Source organism: Streptomyces virginiae (genome assembly GCF_000720455.1).
Taxonomy (GTDB): domain Bacteria; phylum Actinomycetota; class Actinomycetes; order Streptomycetales; family Streptomycetaceae; genus Streptomyces; species Streptomyces virginiae.
In genome coordinates this window covers 146,675-164,112 of sequence record NZ_JOAK01000008.1, presented here as the reverse complement: position 1 = coordinate 164,112, position 17,438 = coordinate 146,675, and the positions used below count along the sequence as shown (strand labels likewise).

The window sequence follows — 17,438 nt, the reverse complement described above, 5'->3', positions numbered from 1 at the left end:
CCACGACGGCAGCGGCCCCGGCCCGCCGGGCCCGGAACCACGCCGCCGGGCCGCGGCGCGGAACCGCGCCCGCAGCCCCGGCCTCTGTTCCCCCCGGCCCGCCGATCCCACGGAGGTAGAGCCTTGATGAACCCCACGTCCCACGCCCGGGCGCGGCGCCGCGACCGGCGGGTCTACCTGGGCGGGCACCCCTTGCTGTTCGGGCTGCTCGCCGCGACGCGCGGACGGCCCGTCCGCCGGATCGGCGGCACCCTGCTGGTGCACGGGACGGAAGCCTACCGCGAGGCCCTGACCCGGCTGCCGCTCGACCGGACCGCCGAGGGCACCACGGGTTCCGCCGCGCGCACCGCGCTGGGTGGCGACGGGGGCGTGCTCTTCGACCAGGAGGGCGGCGGGCACCGGGCGGACCGGCGGGACCTCGCGGGCGGCCTCGGCGCGGCCGGCGTGGAGGAGCTGCGGGCGCGGTGGCAGCCCCTGCTCGCACGCCGCCTCGCGCCGCTCGCCGAGGGCGCGGAGGTGGACCTCGTCGAGCTGGCCCGGGAACTGTCCGGGACGGTGGTGTGCGCCCTGCTGGGCTCCGGCGCCGACCCGTCCGAGGTCGCGCGGGCCGCCGCCGAGGCCGCGGCCGCCTCCGTACGCAGCCACCTGCCCGGGCCGCGCCGCCCCCGCGCCGAGGCCGCCGCGGCCCGGGCCGCCGGGCGGCTGCGGGAACTCCTGGGAAGGGGCCGCGAACCGGCGCCGACCGCCCGCGGGGCGTGCTCGGCGGGGTCCGGTACGTGCGAGGGCGAGGGGGACCGGGAAGGCCGTGCGGAGCACCGGCGACCCGTGACGACGCGGCAGGCGTTCCTGCCGGGCCCCGCCGAGCAGGCGGTACGGATCGGGCACGCCGCCGGTGGGGCCGACGGTGCGCTGGCCGCGATGGTGGCGGTGGCCGCGGTGAACACCACCGTGGCCGCGCTGCCGCGGGCGGTGGCCTGGTGCGCCGATGCCGGGCTGTGGGACCAGGCCGCCGACGAGACGCTGCGCGCGGCCCTGGCGGCCGAGCTGCTGCGGGTCACGGCGGCCTCGCCGCTGCTGCCGCGCGCGGCCGCGGCGGACGGCACGGTCGGCGGCTGCCCGGTGCGGGCCGGCGACCGGCTGTTGCTGGTCGCCCGGCACGCGGCACACGCGCACCGGCGCGACCCGGACGCCCGCCGGCCGGCCGAACCGGCCCTGTCCCGGCTGGTGTTCGGCGCCGGGACGCACGCGTGCCCCGGGGCTCGGCTGGCGTCCGTCCAGCTGGCGGACGTACTGGCGGCGCTGGCCCCGTTCCGGCCCGTGGTGACGCGGGCCCGGGTGGACCGGGGTGCGGCCCTGCCGGGCTGGCGGACGCTGTGCGTACGGGCGGCACCGTGATCGCGGTCACGGGCGCGAGCGGCTTCTGCGGCGGACACGTGGCGCGCGCCGCCGCGGCGGCCGGCGCGCGGGTGGTGGGCCTGGGGCGCAGGCCGGGCCCGGTGGGCGAGCACCGCTTCTGGGACGCGACCGCGGGCGACCCGGACCTCACCGGGGTGGAGCTGGTGGTGCACTGCGCGGCGGCGGTCGGCGACCCCTCCCCCGGCTCGGCGGCGGAGGCGCTGATGCACGAGGTCAACGTCGCCGGCACCGAGCGGCTCATGCGGGCCGCGGCGGGCCGGCCGGTGGTGTGGGTGAGCAGCGCCAGCGTCTACGACCCGCGGCCGGACCGCTCCCTGGTCGGCGAGGACCACCCGCGCACCGGGCAGTTGAACGCCTACGGCCGTACGAAGGCGGCGGGCGAGTCGCTGGCCCTGGCCGCCGGGGCGGTGGTGCTGCGCCCCCGGGCCGTGTACGGGCCGGGCGACACCACGCTGCTGCCGCGGCTGCTGTCCCGGGTCCGGGCGGGCACCCTGCTGCTGCCGGGCCCGGACGTGCGGCTCAGCCTGACGGCGGTGGAGAACCTGGCGGAGGCCTGCCTCGCGGCCGCGGCCTGGCCGCCGGGGGCGTACAACGTGGCCGACGGGCAGCCGTACGGACGCGACGCAGCGGTCCGCGCGGTGCTGGACGCGCACGGCGTCCGGGCCCGCATCCGGCACCTGCCGCTGCGGGTGGCCCGTACGGCGGCCCGGATCGCGGAGGCTCTGGCGACCGCCGAGCCGGTCCTCAGCCGGTACGCGGTGGACCAGCTGGCCCACCCGGTGGTCCTGGACCTGACCCGGGCCCGCTCCCGGGGCTGGACCCCGCGCCGCACCCTGGCGGACCATCTGGGAGACGTGGTGGCGGCCGGGGCCGGGGTGGTCAGCCGGTGACCGGTGCCGGGGTCCGGCGCGCCTTGTCGATGAGTACGTCGAGGAGGCGGAGCAGGGACGCGCGGACGTCCGTGCGCGAGCGGGCGTCGAGCATGAGGACGGGCGTGTTCGGATCCCGCAGGTGCAGGGCCGCGCCGATCTCCTCGGCGGTGTAGGGCTGTTCGCCGTGGAAGCAGTTCGCGCCGACCACGAAGGGCAGGCCGCGGCTCTCGAAGAAGTCGACGGCCGGGAAACTGCGGTCGAGGCGTCGGGTGTCGACCAGCACGATCGCCCCGAGAGCGCCGCCCAGGAGGTCGTCCCACATGAACCAGAAGCGTTCCTGGCCCGGTGTGCCGAAAAGGTAGAGGACGACTCCGGCGTCGGTGAGGGTGATCCGGCCGAAGTCCATCGCGACGGTGGTGAGGGTCTTGGACTCGATGCCGTCGAGGTCGTCGACGCCGATGCCCGCGGCCGTCAGCCGCTCCTCCGTCCGCAGCGGCTCGATCTCGGAGATCGTCTCCACCAGGGTGGTCTTGCCGACTCCGAAGCCACCGGCGATGAGGATCTTGACCGGGGCCGGTTCCCGGGAGGAGGACGGGGCGGGCGTGTCATATCCGGGCAAGGTTGTCCCTGATTCTCATGAGCAGGTTGACGTCGGTGGTGTCGGAGGCCGCCAGGGGCGGCCGATGGGTGATCAGCCCGCGGTCGGCGAGTTCCCCGAGGAGCAGCGTCATCGGGGTGAGTCGGATGTTCATCCGCGCCGCTATCTCCGCGACCGCGCGCCCGCCCGGCGGCGCGCACATGACGAGGATCTCCTGCCACTCGGTGGGCAGTCCCCCGTGCGCGTCGCCGGCGACCGCCGCCGTGATGGTGGTGTCCATGGTCAGGACGGTGTGCTCAGCGGCGGTACGGCCGTCGGTGAGGGCGTACAGCCGCGTACGGCGGCGGCTCGCGGGCTGTGGCGGCTCGTCCTGCGGCATTACGAGTTCGGCGCCTGGCCGCGCTCGGGGGTGCCCAGCCATTCGCCGAGCGCCTGCGCGGTGCGTACGGCCTCGCCGCCCAGCTCGCCGAGGCGCGCCTTGCGGGAGGTCACCACGATGAGCGTGCTGCCTTCACCGCACCCGACGATGCACAGGTACCTGTCGTCCATCTCGACGAGCTGGCGGATGACGCGGCCGCCGTCGATCTCCCGGGATATCGCCTTCATCGTGGAGGCGATGCCTGACGCGGCGGCCGCCATGCGCTCGGCCTGGGGCTGGTCCAGCAGGTAGTCGCTGAGCCGGATGCCGTCGTTGGACAGGAGCACGGCTCCCTGGATGCCGGCGATCCTGCTCAGGTTGTTGTCGAGGACGCTGTAGATCGCGTCGTTGGATGCCGCGGTGTTCGATGAGGTGGTCATGGCTGATCCCGTCGGAGCTCTTCTTCCACTGTCTGGGTCCCCTGTTCGTAGTCCGCCCAGGCGTCGGCGACCTCTTCGGGTGTCGCGGTGTCCTGGGGGACCTGTGTTTCCGGCGCGTGGGGCGCGCGCAGTTCGTCGGCTATGTGGGTCTGCGGGACGCGCTCGGGGAGGGCCGGCCGCGTGGGGGCGGACGCCGGGGCAGGCCGGACCGCGAGTGCGGTGGCGGGCGCGTGCCGGGGCGTCGTGGTACGGCGGCTGGGGAGTCCGGCGCTCGTGTGCGCCACCGGCTCGGGCTCCTGCTCCTGCTCCTGCACGGGCTCGGGCTCGGGCTCCTCTGCGGGGGCGGGAGGGATGGCGGCCGGGGCAGGAGCGGGTGCCGCGGCGGATGCCGCGGCCACGAGTGCGGGTTCTCGACGGGCGGGCTCGCGCGGGGTCTCCTCCTCGCTCGGCAGCAGCAGTTCCGCGGGCAGGACCACCACGGCGCAGGTGCCCCCGTACACCGAGCGGCGCAGGGTGACCGTGGCCCCGAGCTGGTCGGCGAGGTGGCCCACGACGAACAGGCCGAGGCGGTGGGCGTTCTGCGCGAGGACGGAGTACGGCGGGGCCTGGTGCAGGCGGCCGTTCATCTCCTCGTACCGCTCGGGGGTGACCCGCGGGCCGCGGTCCTCGATCTCCACCGACAGGCCGTCCGCGACCAGTTCGGCGCGGATGACCACCTTGGACTTCGGCGGGGAGAACCGGGTGGCGTTGTCCAGCAGCTCGGCCAGCAGGTGGCTGATCTGGCTGATGGCGCTCGGCTCCACGCTGGTCTCGTCCAGGGCTTGCCGCTCGATGCGCCGGAAGTCCTCGACCTCCGCGGCGGCTTCGCGCAGCAGGTCGGCGACGCGCATGGGCTCGGTGTGCGGGTCGGGTACCTCGCCGCCCGCCAGGATCAGGAGGTTCTCGATCTGCCGCCGCATGCCGACCGTCAGCTGGTCGGACCGCATGAGCTGGGCGAGCAGGGCCTCGTCGTGGCCGAAGGTGTCCTGGAGGTCCTCGGTGAGGCTCAGCTGGCGGCTGACGAGGTTTCCGGTGCGCGAGGCGATGCCCGAGGCGAACAGGCCGAACCCGTGGCGCTCGGCGGCCAGCCGGCGGTGGCCGTCCACCGACACGGCGACGGCCCGGGCGAACGCGTCGCTGATGCGCCCGACCTCGTCCCGGTCCCCGCTCACGGCCGGCAGGGCCTGCGGGTCCACGGTCTGTCCGTGCTGGAGCCGGGCGACGACGTCGGGGAGGGTCTGCTCGGCCACGGTCACCGTGCGCTCGTGCAGTTCGCGCAGGCGGCGGAGGACCGACCGGGTGGTGAACACGACCACGACGACGACGGCCAGCAGTCCGCCGCCGCTCCCGGCTATCAGCCAGGCGACCTCGGCCTGCAGCTCCCCGGCCTTGGCCTCGCCGCGGGCGAGCACCGAGCGCGCCAGGTCGATGTTGAGCGTGGTCATCTGCACGGAGAAGTTGGCGTGCGCGGACGACCAGCCGCTCACCTCGCCGGGGAGTCTGATGCCCGAGACGGTGTCCTTGTGCCCGGAGAGGACCGCGTTCTCGATGCGCGTCTTCTCCTGCCAGTCCTCGGAGCCGACGACCCTCTCGTAGAACCGCTCGTCCCGCGCCGTCAGGTGCGGCACGATCAGGGCTTCGTGCAGGTAGCGCTGGGCTCCCAGGGAGCTGACGAACTGGTCGTAGCCGACGAAGCCGAGTTCTCCGGACGGCCCGGCGAGGGCCAGGACGGTGTCCTCGCGCGCCACCATCTCGGTGGCCTGGAGCATCGAGACCACGGGGCGGCTCGCCTGGGCGAGTTCGGCGTCCTCCGCGTGGCTGAACTCCTGCTGGTAGACCTGGATGACCTTGCCGATGACCTCGGAGTAGTAGGCGAGGGTGCTGTCGGCGGCGCCGCTGCGGGTGTCCGCGCGCTGGCGGTGGGCGGCCAGCTTCTCGAGCTGCCGGGTCACTTCCGTGAAGGACCGTGAGGGATCGTCGGCGAGTGCGCGGAACTCGGCCGCGGCGGAGTCCGTGGCGGCGCGCCGTATGCGCAGTTCACCCTCGGACCCGGCGGTGCCCGCCCACAGGGAGGCGGTTGCCGTCCGCTCCGCCTGCATGTCGACCATCAGCGTGTAGAGCGGGGCTCCGACCCGCTCGGCGGCCTCCACGTCGGCCCGCAGTTGGGCCGACTGCTCCAGCAACCGTTGTGCGGTCACCGTGACTTGGGTGCCCATCGCCACGGTGGGGACCACTGCCAGCCAGATGAGGAGGGTGCGCAGGCGCACGTTGCGCCACCGACGCGGCGTCGACTGCCCTCTTACGCCTTCGGGTTCTATGGGAGACATCGGTCCTCGGGAGCGGGGGCGTGGGGACGTCAGGGATGGCCGAACGGCCGGACCGGGCACGGCACTGCAGAGGGGACGGCCACAACCGGTGTGGTCGTGACGGGATGTGAGGGGCCGATCATAACCAGACAGACGGAAGAAACGGATAGGTGTCTTCACACGCCGACCGTGCTATCTCCGTCGGATCACCCCAGGCCAGAGACCGGATCGGAATCGAACCGCGACGTCCTCGACACCATCCGCGTCCGGTTCAGGCCAACCGGCCCTCCGGTCGCACCGGGCAGGGGGCGGGGTGACGATGGAAAGGCGGCCCCGCCCGCGGCGTGCGGCGCGCGGCCTCCCGATTCCTCCCGGTAAGGAAGTCCCATGAACCGGCGCACACGGCTCCTCGTCCTCGGTCCCCTCGTGGCCGCCTCGTTCGTCGCGGCCCCCGCCGCCCTCGCGGCGGCCCCGCACACCCCGCCGGCCGCCGTCCCGGCCGCGACGTGTTCGACCTCCGGGGTCCTGGAGAACGGGAAGGTGCACCTGTCGGGCGGTGGCTTCACCCCGGGCCCGGCCTACGTGTACGGGTCGGCCGGCTTCGGCGGGACGGTCGAGATCGCCCAGAACGGCGGCTTCCAGGTCATGAACGTGCCGCCGGGCACCTACAGCGTCCGCCAGGGCGGTGAAATGACCCAGTGCAGCGGCTGAGCCCGCGCGCCGTCCGGGCCCGGACGTCCTCCTGCGGCGTCCCGGGGTCAGCCCGCGTCGGGGGCCGGGGTCAGGCGCAGCGAGATGCTGTTGATGCAGTACCGCTGGTCGGTGGGCGTCGGATAGCCCTCGCCCTCGAAGACGTGACCGAGATGGGAGCCGCACTTCGCGCAGCGGACCTCGGTGCGGACCATGCCGTGCGAGGTGTCGGCGAGCAGTTCGACGGCGTCGGTGTCCTTCGGGTCGAAGAAGGACGGCCAGCCGCAGTGCGACTCGAACTTCTCCGAGGAGCGGAACAGCTCGGCCCCGCACCCGCGACAGGAATAGACGCCCTCCGTCTTGGTGTCGGTGTACTCACCGCGGAAGGCCGGCTCGGTGCCGGCGAGGCGCAGCACCTGGTACTCGGACGGGGTCAGCTCCGCCTGCCACTGCTCGTCCGTCTTCTCGACCTCGTACGACATGACTCTCCCGCTCCCTCGTTCCGTCAGCTCGACAGGCGCGCGAGGATGGCCGGACCGAGGTCCGTGACGTCGCCCGCGCCCATGGTGAGAACGAGATCACCGGGCTTGGCCATTCCCGCGATGACGTCGGCGACGGCCGTCTTGTCGTGCTCGGCGGTGACGTCGGCGCCCGCCGCCCGGGCCGCGGCGATGATGATCTCGCTGGTGACGCCGGGGAGCGGGTCCTCGCGGGCGGGGTAGATGTCCAGGACCACGGCGGCGTCGGCGAGGGCCAGGGCCTGGCCCATCTCCTTGCCGAGTTCCTGGGTGCGGGAGAACAGGTGCGGCTGGAAGACCACCAGGATCCGGGAGTCGCCGGCGGCCCCGCGGATGGCCTCCAGGTCGGCGTTCATCTCGGTGGGGTGGTGCGCGTAGGAGTCGATGACCTGGACGCCGGCGGCCTCGCCCTTGAGCTGGAGGCGGCGCTTGACGCCGGTGTACTTGCCGAGGGCGGAGGCCAGGTTGTGGGCCGGGATGCCGAGGGCGACGCCCGCGGCGAGCGCCGCGACGGCGTTGTGGGCGTAGTGGCGGCCGGGGACGGAGACGGTGAAGGTGAGCATCCGGCCGTCCAGGACCACGGTGACCTCGCTGGTCAGGCCGCGCGGGGTGATCTTGGTGATGCGGACGTCGGCGTCCTCCTCCTCGCCGTACGTGACGACGGTGAGGCCCTCGCGGCCCGCGACGCGGCGGGCGATCTCGGCGGCGCCCTCCTGGCCGTGGGCGACGACCAGGGTGCCGCCGGGCACGACCTTGCCGACGAAGGTCTCGAAGGACTCGTAGATCTCCTCGATCGACGCGTAGTTCGCGTGGTGGTCGAGTTCGGCGTTGAGGATGATCGCGACCTGCGGGGAGTACTTGTGGAAGGAGCGGTCGCTCTCGTCGGCCTCGGCCACGAAGATGTCGCCCTCGCCGTGGTGGGCGTTGGAGCCCGGGGCGTCCAGGTCGCCGCCGATGGCGTACGAGGGGTCCAGGCCCAGGGCCGAGAGGGAGACCGCCAGCATCGAGGTGGTGGTGGTCTTGCCGTGGGTGCCGGCGACGGCGATCGGGCGCAGGCCGTCCATCAGGGCGGCGAGGGCGTCGGAGCGGTGCACGACGGGGATGCCGAGCTCGGCGGCGCGGGCCAGCTCGGGGTTGTCGGCGCGGATGGCGCTGGAGACGACCACGGAGGTGGAGTCGGCGGCGAGGTTCTGCGCGGCGTGTCCGCCGTGGACCGTGACGCCGTGGGCGCGCAGCGCGTCGGCGGTCTCGGAGTCGCCCCGGGCGTCGCTGCCGGCGACCCGGCCGCCGCGCTGGGCCAGGATCTTCGCGATGCCGGACATGCCGGCGCCGCCGATGCCGATGAAGTGGGGCCGTTCCATGGCGGTCGGCAGGCCGGGCTTCATTCAGGTCGCTCCAGGATCGAGTGCGGTGCTTGTGTGCGTCGGGCTCTGGGGCCCAAGCCTATTCGTTGTGGGCGAAGAGCTTGAGCACGGGAACGCCGACCTTGTGGCGTGCCCGGGAGGCCCAGTCCCGGTGGAAGAACTCCTCCACGAAGTGCGGGGCGGTCAGGACGATCACCTCGTCGGCGCCGGTCTCGTCCACGACGGACTGCAGTTTGTCGAGCGGGTGGTTCTCGACGATCTGCCCGACGGCCTTGGCGCCCTTCTGGCGCAGGGCGTTCAGGGAGTGCGCGAGGGCGTGCGCGGCGGGGCCGAGCGCGTCCTCCCCCTCCGGTTCGTCACCCTCACGGATGGCTTCGGGGAGTTCACCGAGCGCTACGTCGTCGATGGCGCGCAGCAGTCGGTCCTGGTCGCCCCGGGGCTGCATGAGGACGACGAAGGAGACCGTGTCGTCTCCGTGGAGGCTGGTGACGAAGTCCACGTCCACCGTGGTCAGCGGCTGCTCGATCATCAATACGCTCGTGAACACGGACGCCCTCTCCTTCATGGGCCGAGGCCGGCCGGCCGGCCCCTGCGGAAACCATCCTGCCCCGCTGTCGCACGGGGCCTGCGCAGGTATATGTGCCCAGCGGAAGCAAAGCGGAACGGGAAATTCCGCCCCTTGTCAGATCCGACGGTAGCTCGTGAACAGGAACCCGGCCTCTTCCAGTACGCAGGCCGGCGCGAGCCGGTGCGGAACCGTGACGGAAGGCCCTCCGGCGATGCGCTGGGCACCGCCCGCCGTGAGGGTCGGGGAGATCGTCAGGCACAGCTCGTCCAGCACGTCGGCGGCCACGAACTGGCCCAGGAGCCGGGGCCCGCCCTCGGTGAGCTGGCGGCGCAGCCCCCGGTCGGCGAGTTCCCGTACGGCCCGGGCCGCGTCCACGGCGGCGCCCTCGCCGGCCACCACCACCTCGGCCCCGGCGCGCACCGCCTCGGCCACCCGGTCGGAGGGTGCCGCGGCGCCGGTGACCACCAGGGTCGGCACCAGCGCGGAGGTGAACAGCGGCAGCGAGAAGTCCAGGTCGAGACTGGCGGTGATCACCGCGATGACGGGGGCGGGGCCCTGCCCGGCGGCCTCGCGGCGGGCCGCGAAGGCGTCCCGGGCGCGGGCCGGGCGGTAGCCCTCCTGGCGAACCGTTTCCGCGCCGACGACCACCACATCGGCCAGCGCCCGCAGGGTGCCGAAGATCCGCATGTCGGTCTCGCCGGAGATGGGCTGTGAGCGGCCGTCGTGCTGGGCGGCGCCGTCCAGGGTGGAGACCATGTTGGCCCGGAGCCAGTGGCCGTCCGCCGCCAGCTCGGGGTACGCGTAGGCGTCCGCGAGCTCGTCGAGCGACCACTCCCGGTCGGCCCCGTCCCGGGTCCGGGCTGGTGTCTGATCGGTCACAGGGAACAGGCGTCGCATCGGTGCAGTGTGCCACGCCCCGTAGAGTTAAGGGCTGTGTCGACATCACTCTCCACCTCCGGTTACACCTCAGGCCGGCCCCCGATAGCCGACGCCGGGCCGCAGGCCCTGTGCGCGCGCGAGCCGCGGGTGCCCGCCGAACGGCTGGTGGCCGAGATGGTGCCGCCACCGCGGTTCGACTCCGTCCGCTTCGACACCTACAACCCGGACCCGGCCCAGCCGAGCCAGTCCGAGGCCGTGACCGTGCTGAGCGGCTTCGCCGCCGGCCTGGGCGGCGCGCACGCGAGCGGCGCCGGCAAGAAGCGCTGGTTCTCCAAGAAGCCGGCCGCCCCGACCGGCCCGCGCGGGGTCTACCTCGACGGCGGCTACGGCGTCGGCAAGACCCACCTGCTCGCCTCCCTGTGGCACGCCACCCCGGCCGAGCCCGCGCTCAAGGCCTTCGGCACCTTCGTGGAGCTCACGAACCTGGTCGGCGCGCTCGGCTTCCAGCAGACCGTGCAGACCCTGGGCGGGCACAGGCTGCTGTGCATCGACGAGTTCGAGCTGGACGACCCGGGCGACACCGTGCTGGTGTCCTCGCTGCTCAGCCGTCTCGTCGAGCAGGGCGTGGCGCTGGCCGCCACCTCCAACACGCTGCCCGGCAAGCTCGGTGAGGGCCGCTTCGCCGCCGCGGACTTCCTGCGGGAGATCCAGGGGCTGTCGGCGCACTTCCGGCCGCTGCGGATCGACGGCCAGGACTACCGCCACCGCGGCCTGCCGCAGGCCCCGGCGCCGTTCTCCGACGAGCAGGTCACCAAGGCCGCGTACGCGACCGAGGGCGCGAGCCTGGACGATTTCCCCGGCCTGCTGGAGCACCTTGCCCGGGTGCACCCGAGCCGGTACGGCGCGCTGACCGACGGGATCACGGCCGTGTGCCTGACCGGCGTGGGCCCGGTGCCGGACCAGTCGACGGCGCTGCGGCTGGTGGTCCTGGCCGACCGGCTGTACGACCGCGAGGTCCCGGTGCTGGCGTCCGGCGTCCCGTTCGACGGGCTGTTCAGTGAGGAGATGCTGAACGGCGGCTATCGGAAGAAGTACTTCCGCGCCATATCGCGGCTCACCGCGCTGGCGCGCGACGCGAAACCCCTGGTGTCCCAGTAGGTTTGGGAAGGCCGGGCCGCCCTTTCGGGAGCCCGGCCGTTTCCCAACATCTGCGAAGGGATCACCATGGCCACCACGCGTCACGCGCACACCGTCTGGGAAGGCGACCTGCTCAAGGGCAAGGGCGTCGTCACCCTCGACTCCTCGGGCATCGGTTCGTACGACGTCTCCTGGCCCGCCCGTTCCGAGGCCGCGAACGGCAAGACCAGCCCGGAAGAGCTGATCGCCGCCGCCCACTCCAGCTGCTTCTCGATGGCGCTCTCCCACGGCCTCGCGGGTGCGGGCACCCCGCCCACCCGTCTGGAGACCAAGGCCGACGTCACCTTCCAGCCGGGTGAGGGCATCACCGGCATCCACCTCACCGTGGAGGGCGAGGTCCCGGGCCTGGACAACGACGGCTTCGTCGCCGCCGCCGAGGACGCCAAGAAGAACTGCCCGGTGAGCCAGGCCCTGACCGGTACCACGATCACCCTGAGCGCCAAGCTCGCCTGATCACGGACGGAGGGGTGCGGGCCGCACGGCGCGGCCCGCACCCCCGGCGTCCGTCAGGCCGTCGCCAGCTGCGGGATCAGGCGCATCGCGTTGCCCTGGTAGATCCCCCGCAGCTGCTCCGGCGTGAAGGCCGGGTCCGCCTCCAGGGCGGGCAGCGCCAGGTCGATGACTGTGTCCGCGGGGGCGGCGGGCCAGTCCGTGCCGAAGAGGACGTGGTCGGCCGGCACGTGCTCCAGCAGGGTCGCCGCGGGCGCCATGGGACCCGCGGTGTCGTAGTAGAAGCGGCTCAGGTGGTCGCGGACGGTCTCGGGCTCCACGCTCGGTTCGCAGAACCGGCCCAGGGCCTGAAGGCGCGTGGCGATGTACGGGAGGAAGCCGCCGGCGTGCGGCAGGACCACGGAAATGTCCGGGAAGCGGTCCAGCGTCCTCCTGCTGATCATGTTCACGGCCGCCCTGGTGGTGTCCAGCAGGAAGTCGCACATGAAGTTCGGGATGCCCGGAACCGTCGGCGCGCCGGGCGGGCCGCCCGGAAGGTTGTGCGGGTGGGTGTCCACCACGGCCGAGCATTCGTTCAGTTCGTGGAAGAGCCGGTCGTAGGCGGGGTCACCGAGGTAGACGCCCCCGTAGTTCGCGGTCACGTTGACGCCCGCGGCGCCGAGCTGCCCGAGCCCGCGGCGCACGGCCCAGGACGACGCCTCCTGGTCGTCCAGGAAGAGCGGCACGTAGTACGAGAACCTCCCCGGGTGCGAGGTCGCCACCTCGATCATCGACCGCAGCGTGATGTTGATCGCCTCGCGCAGCTGGGCCGACGACCGGTAGCGCGCCGGCAGCATCGGCTTGAGGACCGCTGTGGTGATGCCCGCGTCGTCCATGAACCGGATCGACGCCTCGGTGTCGAGCCGGGCCCACGGGGGCAGCTGCTCCGGCGCGATCAGTCCGTGGTGCACCGCCCACTCGCGCCACTCCGGAGCGCAGTAGTGGTGGTGCATGTCGATCTTCGAATGGACCGTGCCCGCGGTGTCCCCGGCCGGAGCGGAGGGACCCCGGGCGATCCGGATGACCTCGCTGGTGCCCACCGCCGCGATGCGCAGTTCGTCCGCCGGCGTTCCCAGGAGCCGCACGGGGGTACTCACGGAATCCGTCATGCCAATCCACCGCCCATCGGGTCTGGGTTACTTTCCGGAGGCCACGGAGGCCAGGGTCGGCTCGCCGGGGTCGCCGTCCGGGCGCGAGGGGTCCAGGACGATCCGCAGGTGCTCCAGCCCCCGGAAGGCCGCGACCGGGCCCTTGAGCCACGCGCCCCGGGTCTCCTCCAGGTCCACCGGCCGCATGTCGGGGAAGTCCCGCAGCAGGCAGGTCAGCGCGATCTCGAGTTCGAGCCGCGCCAGCGGCGCCCCCAGGCAGTAGTGGGTGCCGTGGCCGAAGCCCAGGTGCGTGCCCTGCAGCCCCTCGCGCGTCACGTCCAGCTCGTCGGGCGCGTCGAACCGCTCCGGGTCCCGGTTGGCCGAGGAGAGCGCGATCTGCACCAGCGAGCCCTTGGGGATCACCGTGTCCCTGATCCGGGCCTCCTGGGCCGCGTACCGGAAGGTGGAGGTCTCCACCGACCCCTCGAAGCGCAGCATCTCCTCGACCGCACCCGGGATGAGCCGCGGGTCCCGGCGGAGTCGGGCCGCCTGGTCGGGGTGGAGCAGCAGGTTGAGGACGGAATTGCCGATCTGGTAGGCGGTGGTCTTGTGGCCCGCGAAGAACAGGACCCACAGCGACGCCACCAGTTCGGGGTCCTCCAGGCGTTCCTCCGCCTGGAGGAGGTCGCTGAGGAAGGTGTCCGACGGGTGGTCGCGGGTGTCGGAGATCAGCCGTTCCAGCCGGTGCTGGAGCCGCTCCTCGGCCGCCTTCAGCTCCGCCCTGCGGCTGGGGTCGAACCGGGAGCGGGTGACCACCGCGAACTGCTCCAGGATCTCCGGGCGGTCCTCCTGCGGGATGCCCATCAGTTCGCACAGGACCGCAACGGGCAGCGGGAACGCGAACGAGGTCATCAGATCGACCGTGCCGGCCCTGCGGCACTCGGCCAGGATCGTCTCCGCGATCTCGGTGATCCGCGGACGCATCTGCTCCACCCGCCGGGGGGTGAAGGCGCTCCGCAGGATGCGGCGCAGCCGGGTGTGCCGCGGCGGGTCCGAGAAGAGCACGTTGTCGTCGAGCGCGTCGAAGAAGCTGCCGTACACCGCGTGGTAGGTGTCGATCGCGCCGCGCATGTCCTTGCTGAACCGGGGGTCCGACAGGGCGTCGCGGGCGTCGTCGTGGCGGGTGATCAGATAGGTGTCGATCCCGTGGGGAGGGGTCAGCCGGCACACCGGGTCCTGCTCGCGCAGGGCCGCGTACACGGGGTGGGGGCACTGCCGGTACTCCGGCGCGCCCCTGGAGACGGCCGACACGATGTCCCGCAGTTCTCCGTCGCCGTTCGGTGCCGCATCCCGCTGCGCCATGTTCCGCACCCTCCGTCGCACTCGCCGCCGTGGCCGTGGCCGTCGCAACGGCCGTCTGCGGACTCACCGGTTCCCCGTGCCGGTGCACCGCGAAACGGCCCGGCTCCCGATCGGGTGAGCCGCCCGCTGCGGGGGCGGGACGGTCCTCGTGCGGTCGCCCGGCCACCGGTCGGCCGGGCGGCGGCGGCTCGGCCGTCGGCCGATCGGCGGTCGCCCGTCCGTGCCGTGTACGGGGCGGGCGCGGGGCGGGCGCGACGGGCGGCGGGAAGGGCTGCTGTGCCACCAGCCAGCCCGTCACGAGGAGCCCGCGCATGGTCCGACGTCTCGCCCCCGCCCTCACCGCAGCCGCCTCGCTCGCCCTGGCGGCCGTCGCCGCGCCGCCGGCCTCCGCAGGCCACGGCCCGGACGCCGGACGGGCCCTGGCCGACCGGGCGGCCGCCTACAGCGCCACCGCCAGGTACCAGGTGCACGCCAACGCGGTGGCGGCCGGCTACGTCCCCGACAAGTACTGCGTCTTCGACAAGGCGGGGCGGACCGGCGCGCTCGGCTACCCGCACTTCAACCACGCGTACGACAACTCCGTCGACCCGGCGAAGCCCGCCGCGCTGTACTACGAGGACGACGGGCACGGCGGCAAGCGTCTCGTCGGGGTCCAGTGGCTGGTCTACGACCGCGACCAGAAGCTGACGACGGACGACGACCGCCCGACCATGTTCGGCACCGCGTTCAAGGGCCCCAAGCCCGGCAACTTCCCCGGCCAGCCGGTCCACTACGCCCTGCACCTGTGGCTGTGGAAGAAGAACCCCCGCGGCCTGCACGAGACCTTCAACCCGGCGGTCACCTGCCTGCCCGGCACCACCCGCCCCTGACGTCCGCTCCAGGAGCCGCCGATGTCCGTCACCCGACGCAGCCTGCTCGCCGCCGGCACGATCGCCTTCAGCGGAGCGCTGGGCGCGCTGTTCGCCGGCGGCTCCCCCGCCTCCGCCCGGGCCGCCGCCCGGGCCGGCGGCGGGTACGGTCCGCTGCTCCCCGACCCGCGCGGGCTCCTCGACCTGCCCGCCGGGTTCTCCTACCGGGTGCTCTCGCGTGCGGGCGGGCCGCTGCGCTCCGGTGAGGGCGCCGTTCCCGCCAACTGCGACGGCATGGCCGCCTTCGACGCCGGAGGCGGCCGGGTGCGGCTGGTGCGCAACCACGAGAACCGCGCCACCGCCGCCCTGCGGGTCCCCGCCGTACCGGGGCTGACCTACGACCCCGGGGCGCTCGGCGGCTGCACGGTCCTGGAGCTCGCCGCGGACGGGCGGGTCACCGTCGAGCGGGTCGCCCTCGCCGGCACCGCCGTCAACTGCGCGGGCGGCCGCACCCCCTGGAACACCTGGCTGAGCTGCGAGGAGACCGAGGACCGCGCCGGCAGCGCCGGCTACACCCGCGACCACGGCTACGTCTTCGAGGTGGACCCCGCCCGGCCGCACCGCTCGGGCGCGGTCCCGCTCACCGCGATGGGCCGTTTCGCGCACGAGGCCGTCGCCGTCGACCCGTACCGCGGAGTGGTGTACGAGACCGAGGACGCCTTCGTCCGGCCGTTCGGGCTGTTCTACCGGTTCCTGCCGGAGCGGCCGCTCGGCGGCGCCGGTTCGCTGCGGGCCGGCGGAGCCCTGGAGGCCCTGCGGGTTCCGGGGCTGGCGGACCTGGCGGTGGTGGACGAGCCCGGCGCGGAGTTCCCGGTGGAATGGGTGCCCGTGCCGGACCCCTCGGCCGCCGGCACCCCGATCCGGCACCAGGACTTCGGCCGGGGAGGCATCACCCACGCGCAGAAGCTGGAGGGCTGCTACTGGGGAGGCCACGGCGTCCACTTCGTGTCCAGCTACGCCCGCCGGGGCGAGGGCGCGCCCGCCGACCACCACGGACAGGTGTGGTTCTACGATCCGCGCCGCGCCCGGCTCCGGCTCGACGTGCTCTTCGGGCCGGCCGCCGACGTACAGCTGCCCGGGGACTCCCCCGACAACATCTGCCTGGCCCCGGACGGCGGGCTGATGGTGTGCGAGGACGGCGGCGGAGCGCAGTACGTGTTCGGGGTCACGGCGGGCGGCGAGGTCTATCCGGTGGCCCGCAACGCCGACGACATCGGCGGGCCGGGGGCCCCGGAGTGGGGGGAGTTCGCCGGGGTCACCTTCTCCCCCGACGGGCGGACGATGTACGTCAACGCCTACGCCCCGGGCACCACCTTCGCGGTGACGGGCCCCTGGCGGCGCTGACCGGGGTCCTGCGGCACGACAGGGAGTGCCGCTGACGTCCACTTGTCACATAGTCATATATTTTGCGTACGTGACCATTTCTGTGCGCAAGGTGGCGGCCGCGGCCGCACTCGGTGCCGCCCTCACCGCTTCCCTCGCGGGCTGCGGGGGCGGCTCCGGCTCCCCGGACGCCGGCCGCGAAGCCCGTTTGGGCACGCCCCCGGCGTCCGCCCCCGCGTCCCCGGCGGCCTCCGCTCCCGGCGCCGCGGCCGCCTCCCAGAGCCCCCTGCCGGGCGCCCCGCCCGCCGGCGCCCCCGGCAGGGCCCCGACCCTGGCCCCCGGCCCGAACGGCCTGACCCCCGTCTTCGAGCGGGCGAAGCAGCACGCGGACAAGACCGTGGCCCTGACCTTCGACGCCGACATGACCTCCGACCAGGGGCCGCGCGCCGCGGGCGGGGAGCGCTTCGACAACCCCGAGCTGATCTCGGCGCTGCGCACCCTCAAGGTGCCCTCGACGATCTTCATGACGGGCCGCTGGGCCGAGGAGTACCCGGACCAGGCCAAGTCCATCGGGACCGACCCGAACTTCGAGATCGCCAACCACTCGTACAGCCACCACGCCTTCAAGTCCCCGTGCTACGGGCTGCCCGCGCTCGACGGCGCGGCCGCCCGGGCCGACGTGGACCGGGCCTTCGCCGCCTTCCGGCAGGCCGGCGCCGTCAACACCGTCCCGTACTTCCGCTTCCCCGGCGGCTGCTACGACGACCCGGCGCTGCGGGCCCTGTCCACGGCCAAGGTCACGGCGGTCCAGTGGGACGTGGTCAGCGGGGACGCCTTCGCGAAGGACCCGGACGCGGTGGCCGAACAGGTCCTCGCCGGAGTCAAGCCCGGCTCGGTGGTGGTGATGCACTGCACGCGCAGCGCCGCCCCGGTCACCGAGGAGGCCATCCGGAAGATCGTCCCGGAACTGCGCAAGCGCGGCTACCGGTTCGTGAAGGTCTCCGAGCTCATCGGCACGTGACA

At 73.7% G+C, this 17,438-nt stretch carries 18 protein-coding genes; 8 read left to right on the top strand and 10 right to left on the bottom strand.

What is annotated here, in order from left to right:
- The first annotated feature begins 126 nt into the window (after nt 1–126).
- Together IG86_RS0115655 and IG86_RS0115650 are read left to right on the top strand one after the other, a co-directional pair.
- A complete protein-coding gene (locus tag IG86_RS0115655; protein WP_030897291.1) occupies nt 127–1,395 on the top strand; it encodes a cytochrome P450 family protein in 1,269 nt (422 codons plus the stop codon).
- Nucleotides 1,392–2,306, top strand: a complete 915-nt coding sequence (locus tag IG86_RS0115650; RefSeq protein ID WP_234315996.1) for an NAD-dependent epimerase/dehydratase family protein — start codon at nt 1,392–1,394, stop codon at nt 2,304–2,306. Before IG86_RS0115655 ends, IG86_RS0115650 begins: the two co-directional genes overlap by 4 nt.
- On the opposite strand, the gene IG86_RS0115645 is transcribed toward IG86_RS0115650, so the two are convergent.
- Genes IG86_RS0115645 through IG86_RS0115630 form a run of 4 tightly spaced genes read right to left on the bottom strand, consistent with a single transcriptional unit; the run spans nt 2,296 to nt 5,990 of the window.
- Nucleotides 2,296–2,907 (bottom strand): GTP-binding protein, encoded by a 612-nt coding sequence (locus tag IG86_RS0115645; protein ID WP_030824375.1) that lies wholly within the window; start codon nt 2,905–2,907, stop codon nt 2,296–2,298. The genes IG86_RS0115650 and IG86_RS0115645 overlap by 11 nt on opposite strands.
- Nucleotides 2,894–3,265: a DUF742 domain-containing protein gene (locus IG86_RS0115640; protein WP_030824354.1), complete on the bottom strand. Its 372-nt coding sequence runs from the start codon at nt 3,263–3,265 to the stop codon at nt 2,894–2,896. The genes IG86_RS0115645 and IG86_RS0115640 overlap by 14 nt, the downstream gene beginning before the upstream one ends.
- Complete coding sequence (locus tag IG86_RS0115635) at nt 3,265–3,684, bottom strand: roadblock/LC7 domain-containing protein (protein ID WP_030824337.1); 420 nt, start codon at nt 3,682–3,684, stop codon at nt 3,265–3,267. The genes IG86_RS0115640 and IG86_RS0115635 overlap by 1 nt, the downstream gene beginning before the upstream one ends.
- Complete coding sequence (locus IG86_RS0115630) at nt 3,681–5,990, bottom strand: sensor histidine kinase (protein ID WP_234315995.1); 2,310 nt, start codon at nt 5,988–5,990, stop codon at nt 3,681–3,683. Before IG86_RS0115630 ends, IG86_RS0115635 begins: the two co-directional genes overlap by 4 nt.
- Nucleotides 5,991–6,416: 426 nt before the next feature.
- On the opposite strand from IG86_RS0115630, the gene IG86_RS0115625 reads away from it, so the two are divergent.
- Nucleotides 6,417–6,740 carry a hypothetical protein gene (locus tag IG86_RS0115625; protein ID WP_030824318.1) on the top strand — a complete coding sequence of 108 codons (324 nt, stop codon included), beginning with the start codon at nt 6,417–6,419 and terminating at the stop codon, nt 6,738–6,740.
- Nucleotides 6,741–6,787: 47 nt separating this feature from the next.
- Here the strand turns inward: IG86_RS0115625 and msrB are convergent, their stop codons facing one another.
- The 4 genes from msrB to IG86_RS0115605 all read right to left on the bottom strand — a co-directional run bounded on the left by msrB (nt 6,788) and on the right by IG86_RS0115605 (nt 10,066).
- On the bottom strand, nt 6,788–7,201 hold the full coding sequence (gene msrB / locus IG86_RS0115620; RefSeq protein WP_030651645.1) for a peptide-methionine (R)-S-oxide reductase MsrB: 414 nt from the start codon (nt 7,199–7,201) through the stop codon (nt 6,788–6,790).
- A gap of 23 nt (nt 7,202–7,224) precedes the next feature.
- Nucleotides 7,225–8,622, bottom strand: a complete 1,398-nt coding sequence (murC, locus tag IG86_RS0115615) for a UDP-N-acetylmuramate--L-alanine ligase (RefSeq protein ID WP_030824315.1) — start codon at nt 8,620–8,622, stop codon at nt 7,225–7,227.
- A 58-nt stretch (nt 8,623–8,680) separates the two neighbouring features.
- Nucleotides 8,681–9,148 (bottom strand): hypothetical protein, encoded by a 468-nt coding sequence (locus tag IG86_RS0115610; protein WP_030651639.1) that lies wholly within the window; start codon nt 9,146–9,148, stop codon nt 8,681–8,683.
- A gap of 135 nt (nt 9,149–9,283) precedes the next feature.
- The gene (locus IG86_RS0115605) at nt 9,284–10,066 is read right to left on the bottom strand and encodes a pyrimidine reductase family protein (RefSeq protein WP_030824312.1); all 783 of its coding nucleotides are present in this window, start codon (nt 10,064–10,066) and stop codon (nt 9,284–9,286) included.
- An 84-nt stretch (nt 10,067–10,150) separates the two neighbouring features.
- On the opposite strand from IG86_RS0115605, the gene zapE reads away from it, so the two are divergent.
- Together zapE and IG86_RS0115595 are read left to right on the top strand one after the other, a co-directional pair.
- Nucleotides 10,151–11,206: a cell division protein ZapE gene (zapE, locus tag IG86_RS0115600; protein WP_385871910.1), complete on the top strand. Its 1,056-nt coding sequence runs from the start codon at nt 10,151–10,153 to the stop codon at nt 11,204–11,206.
- A 66-nt stretch (nt 11,207–11,272) separates the two neighbouring features.
- Nucleotides 11,273–11,698, top strand: a complete 426-nt coding sequence (locus IG86_RS0115595; protein WP_030651629.1) for an OsmC family protein — start codon at nt 11,273–11,275, stop codon at nt 11,696–11,698.
- A 53-nt stretch (nt 11,699–11,751) separates the two neighbouring features.
- On the opposite strand, the gene IG86_RS0115590 is transcribed toward IG86_RS0115595, so the two are convergent.
- On the bottom strand, nt 11,752–12,831 hold the full coding sequence (locus tag IG86_RS0115590) for an amidohydrolase family protein (protein WP_234349188.1): 1,080 nt from the start codon (nt 12,829–12,831) through the stop codon (nt 11,752–11,754).
- Nucleotides 12,832–12,870: 39 nt separating this feature from the next.
- The gene (locus IG86_RS0115585; RefSeq protein WP_045936415.1) at nt 12,871–14,184 is read right to left on the bottom strand and encodes a cytochrome P450 family protein; all 1,314 of its coding nucleotides are present in this window, start codon (nt 14,182–14,184) and stop codon (nt 12,871–12,873) included.
- Nucleotides 14,185–14,495: 311 nt separating this feature from the next.
- Between IG86_RS0115585 and IG86_RS0115580 the strand changes: the two genes are divergently transcribed.
- The 3 genes from IG86_RS0115580 (at nt 14,496) to IG86_RS0115570 (ending at nt 17,436) form a co-directional block, all read left to right on the top strand.
- Nucleotides 14,496–15,053 (top strand): hypothetical protein, encoded by a 558-nt coding sequence (locus IG86_RS0115580; protein ID WP_030824299.1) that lies wholly within the window; start codon nt 14,496–14,498, stop codon nt 15,051–15,053.
- 21 nt (nt 15,054–15,074) lie between these two features.
- A complete protein-coding gene (locus IG86_RS0115575; protein WP_030824296.1) occupies nt 15,075–16,436 on the top strand; it encodes an alkaline phosphatase PhoX in 1,362 nt (453 codons plus the stop codon).
- A gap of 70 nt (nt 16,437–16,506) precedes the next feature.
- On the top strand, nt 16,507–17,436 hold the full coding sequence (locus tag IG86_RS0115570) for a polysaccharide deacetylase family protein (protein ID WP_030897280.1): 930 nt from the start codon (nt 16,507–16,509) through the stop codon (nt 17,434–17,436).
- The last annotated feature ends 2 nt before the right edge of the window (nt 17,437–17,438 follow it).

What these genes read in the sequence shown, in the direction of transcription:
- msrB (WP_030651645.1), bottom strand. Translation starts at nt 7,201, where the DNA reads ATGTCGTACGAGGTCGAGAAGACGGACGAGCAGTGGCAGGCGGAGCTG.
- IG86_RS0115625 (WP_030824318.1), top strand. Translation starts at nt 6,417, where the DNA reads ATGAACCGGCGCACACGGCTCCTCGTCCTCGGTCCCCTCGTGGCCGCC.
- IG86_RS0115635 (WP_030824337.1), bottom strand. Translation starts at nt 3,684, where the DNA reads ATGACCACCTCATCGAACACCGCGGCATCCAACGACGCGATCTACAGC.
- IG86_RS0115640 (WP_030824354.1), bottom strand. Translation starts at nt 3,265, where the DNA reads ATGCCGCAGGACGAGCCGCCACAGCCCGCGAGCCGCCGCCGTACGCGG.
- IG86_RS0115605 (WP_030824312.1), bottom strand. Translation starts at nt 10,066, where the DNA reads ATGCGACGCCTGTTCCCTGTGACCGATCAGACACCAGCCCGGACCCGG.
- IG86_RS0115655 (WP_030897291.1), top strand. Translation starts at nt 127, where the DNA reads ATGAACCCCACGTCCCACGCCCGGGCGCGGCGCCGCGACCGGCGGGTC.
- murC (WP_030824315.1), bottom strand. Translation starts at nt 8,622, where the DNA reads ATGAAGCCCGGCCTGCCGACCGCCATGGAACGGCCCCACTTCATCGGC.
- IG86_RS0115595 (WP_030651629.1), top strand. Translation starts at nt 11,273, where the DNA reads ATGGCCACCACGCGTCACGCGCACACCGTCTGGGAAGGCGACCTGCTC.
- IG86_RS0115575 (WP_030824296.1), top strand. Translation starts at nt 15,075, where the DNA reads ATGTCCGTCACCCGACGCAGCCTGCTCGCCGCCGGCACGATCGCCTTC.
- IG86_RS0115580 (WP_030824299.1), top strand. Translation starts at nt 14,496, where the DNA reads ATGGTCCGACGTCTCGCCCCCGCCCTCACCGCAGCCGCCTCGCTCGCC.
- IG86_RS0115585 (WP_045936415.1), bottom strand. Translation starts at nt 14,184, where the DNA reads ATGGCGCAGCGGGATGCGGCACCGAACGGCGACGGAGAACTGCGGGAC.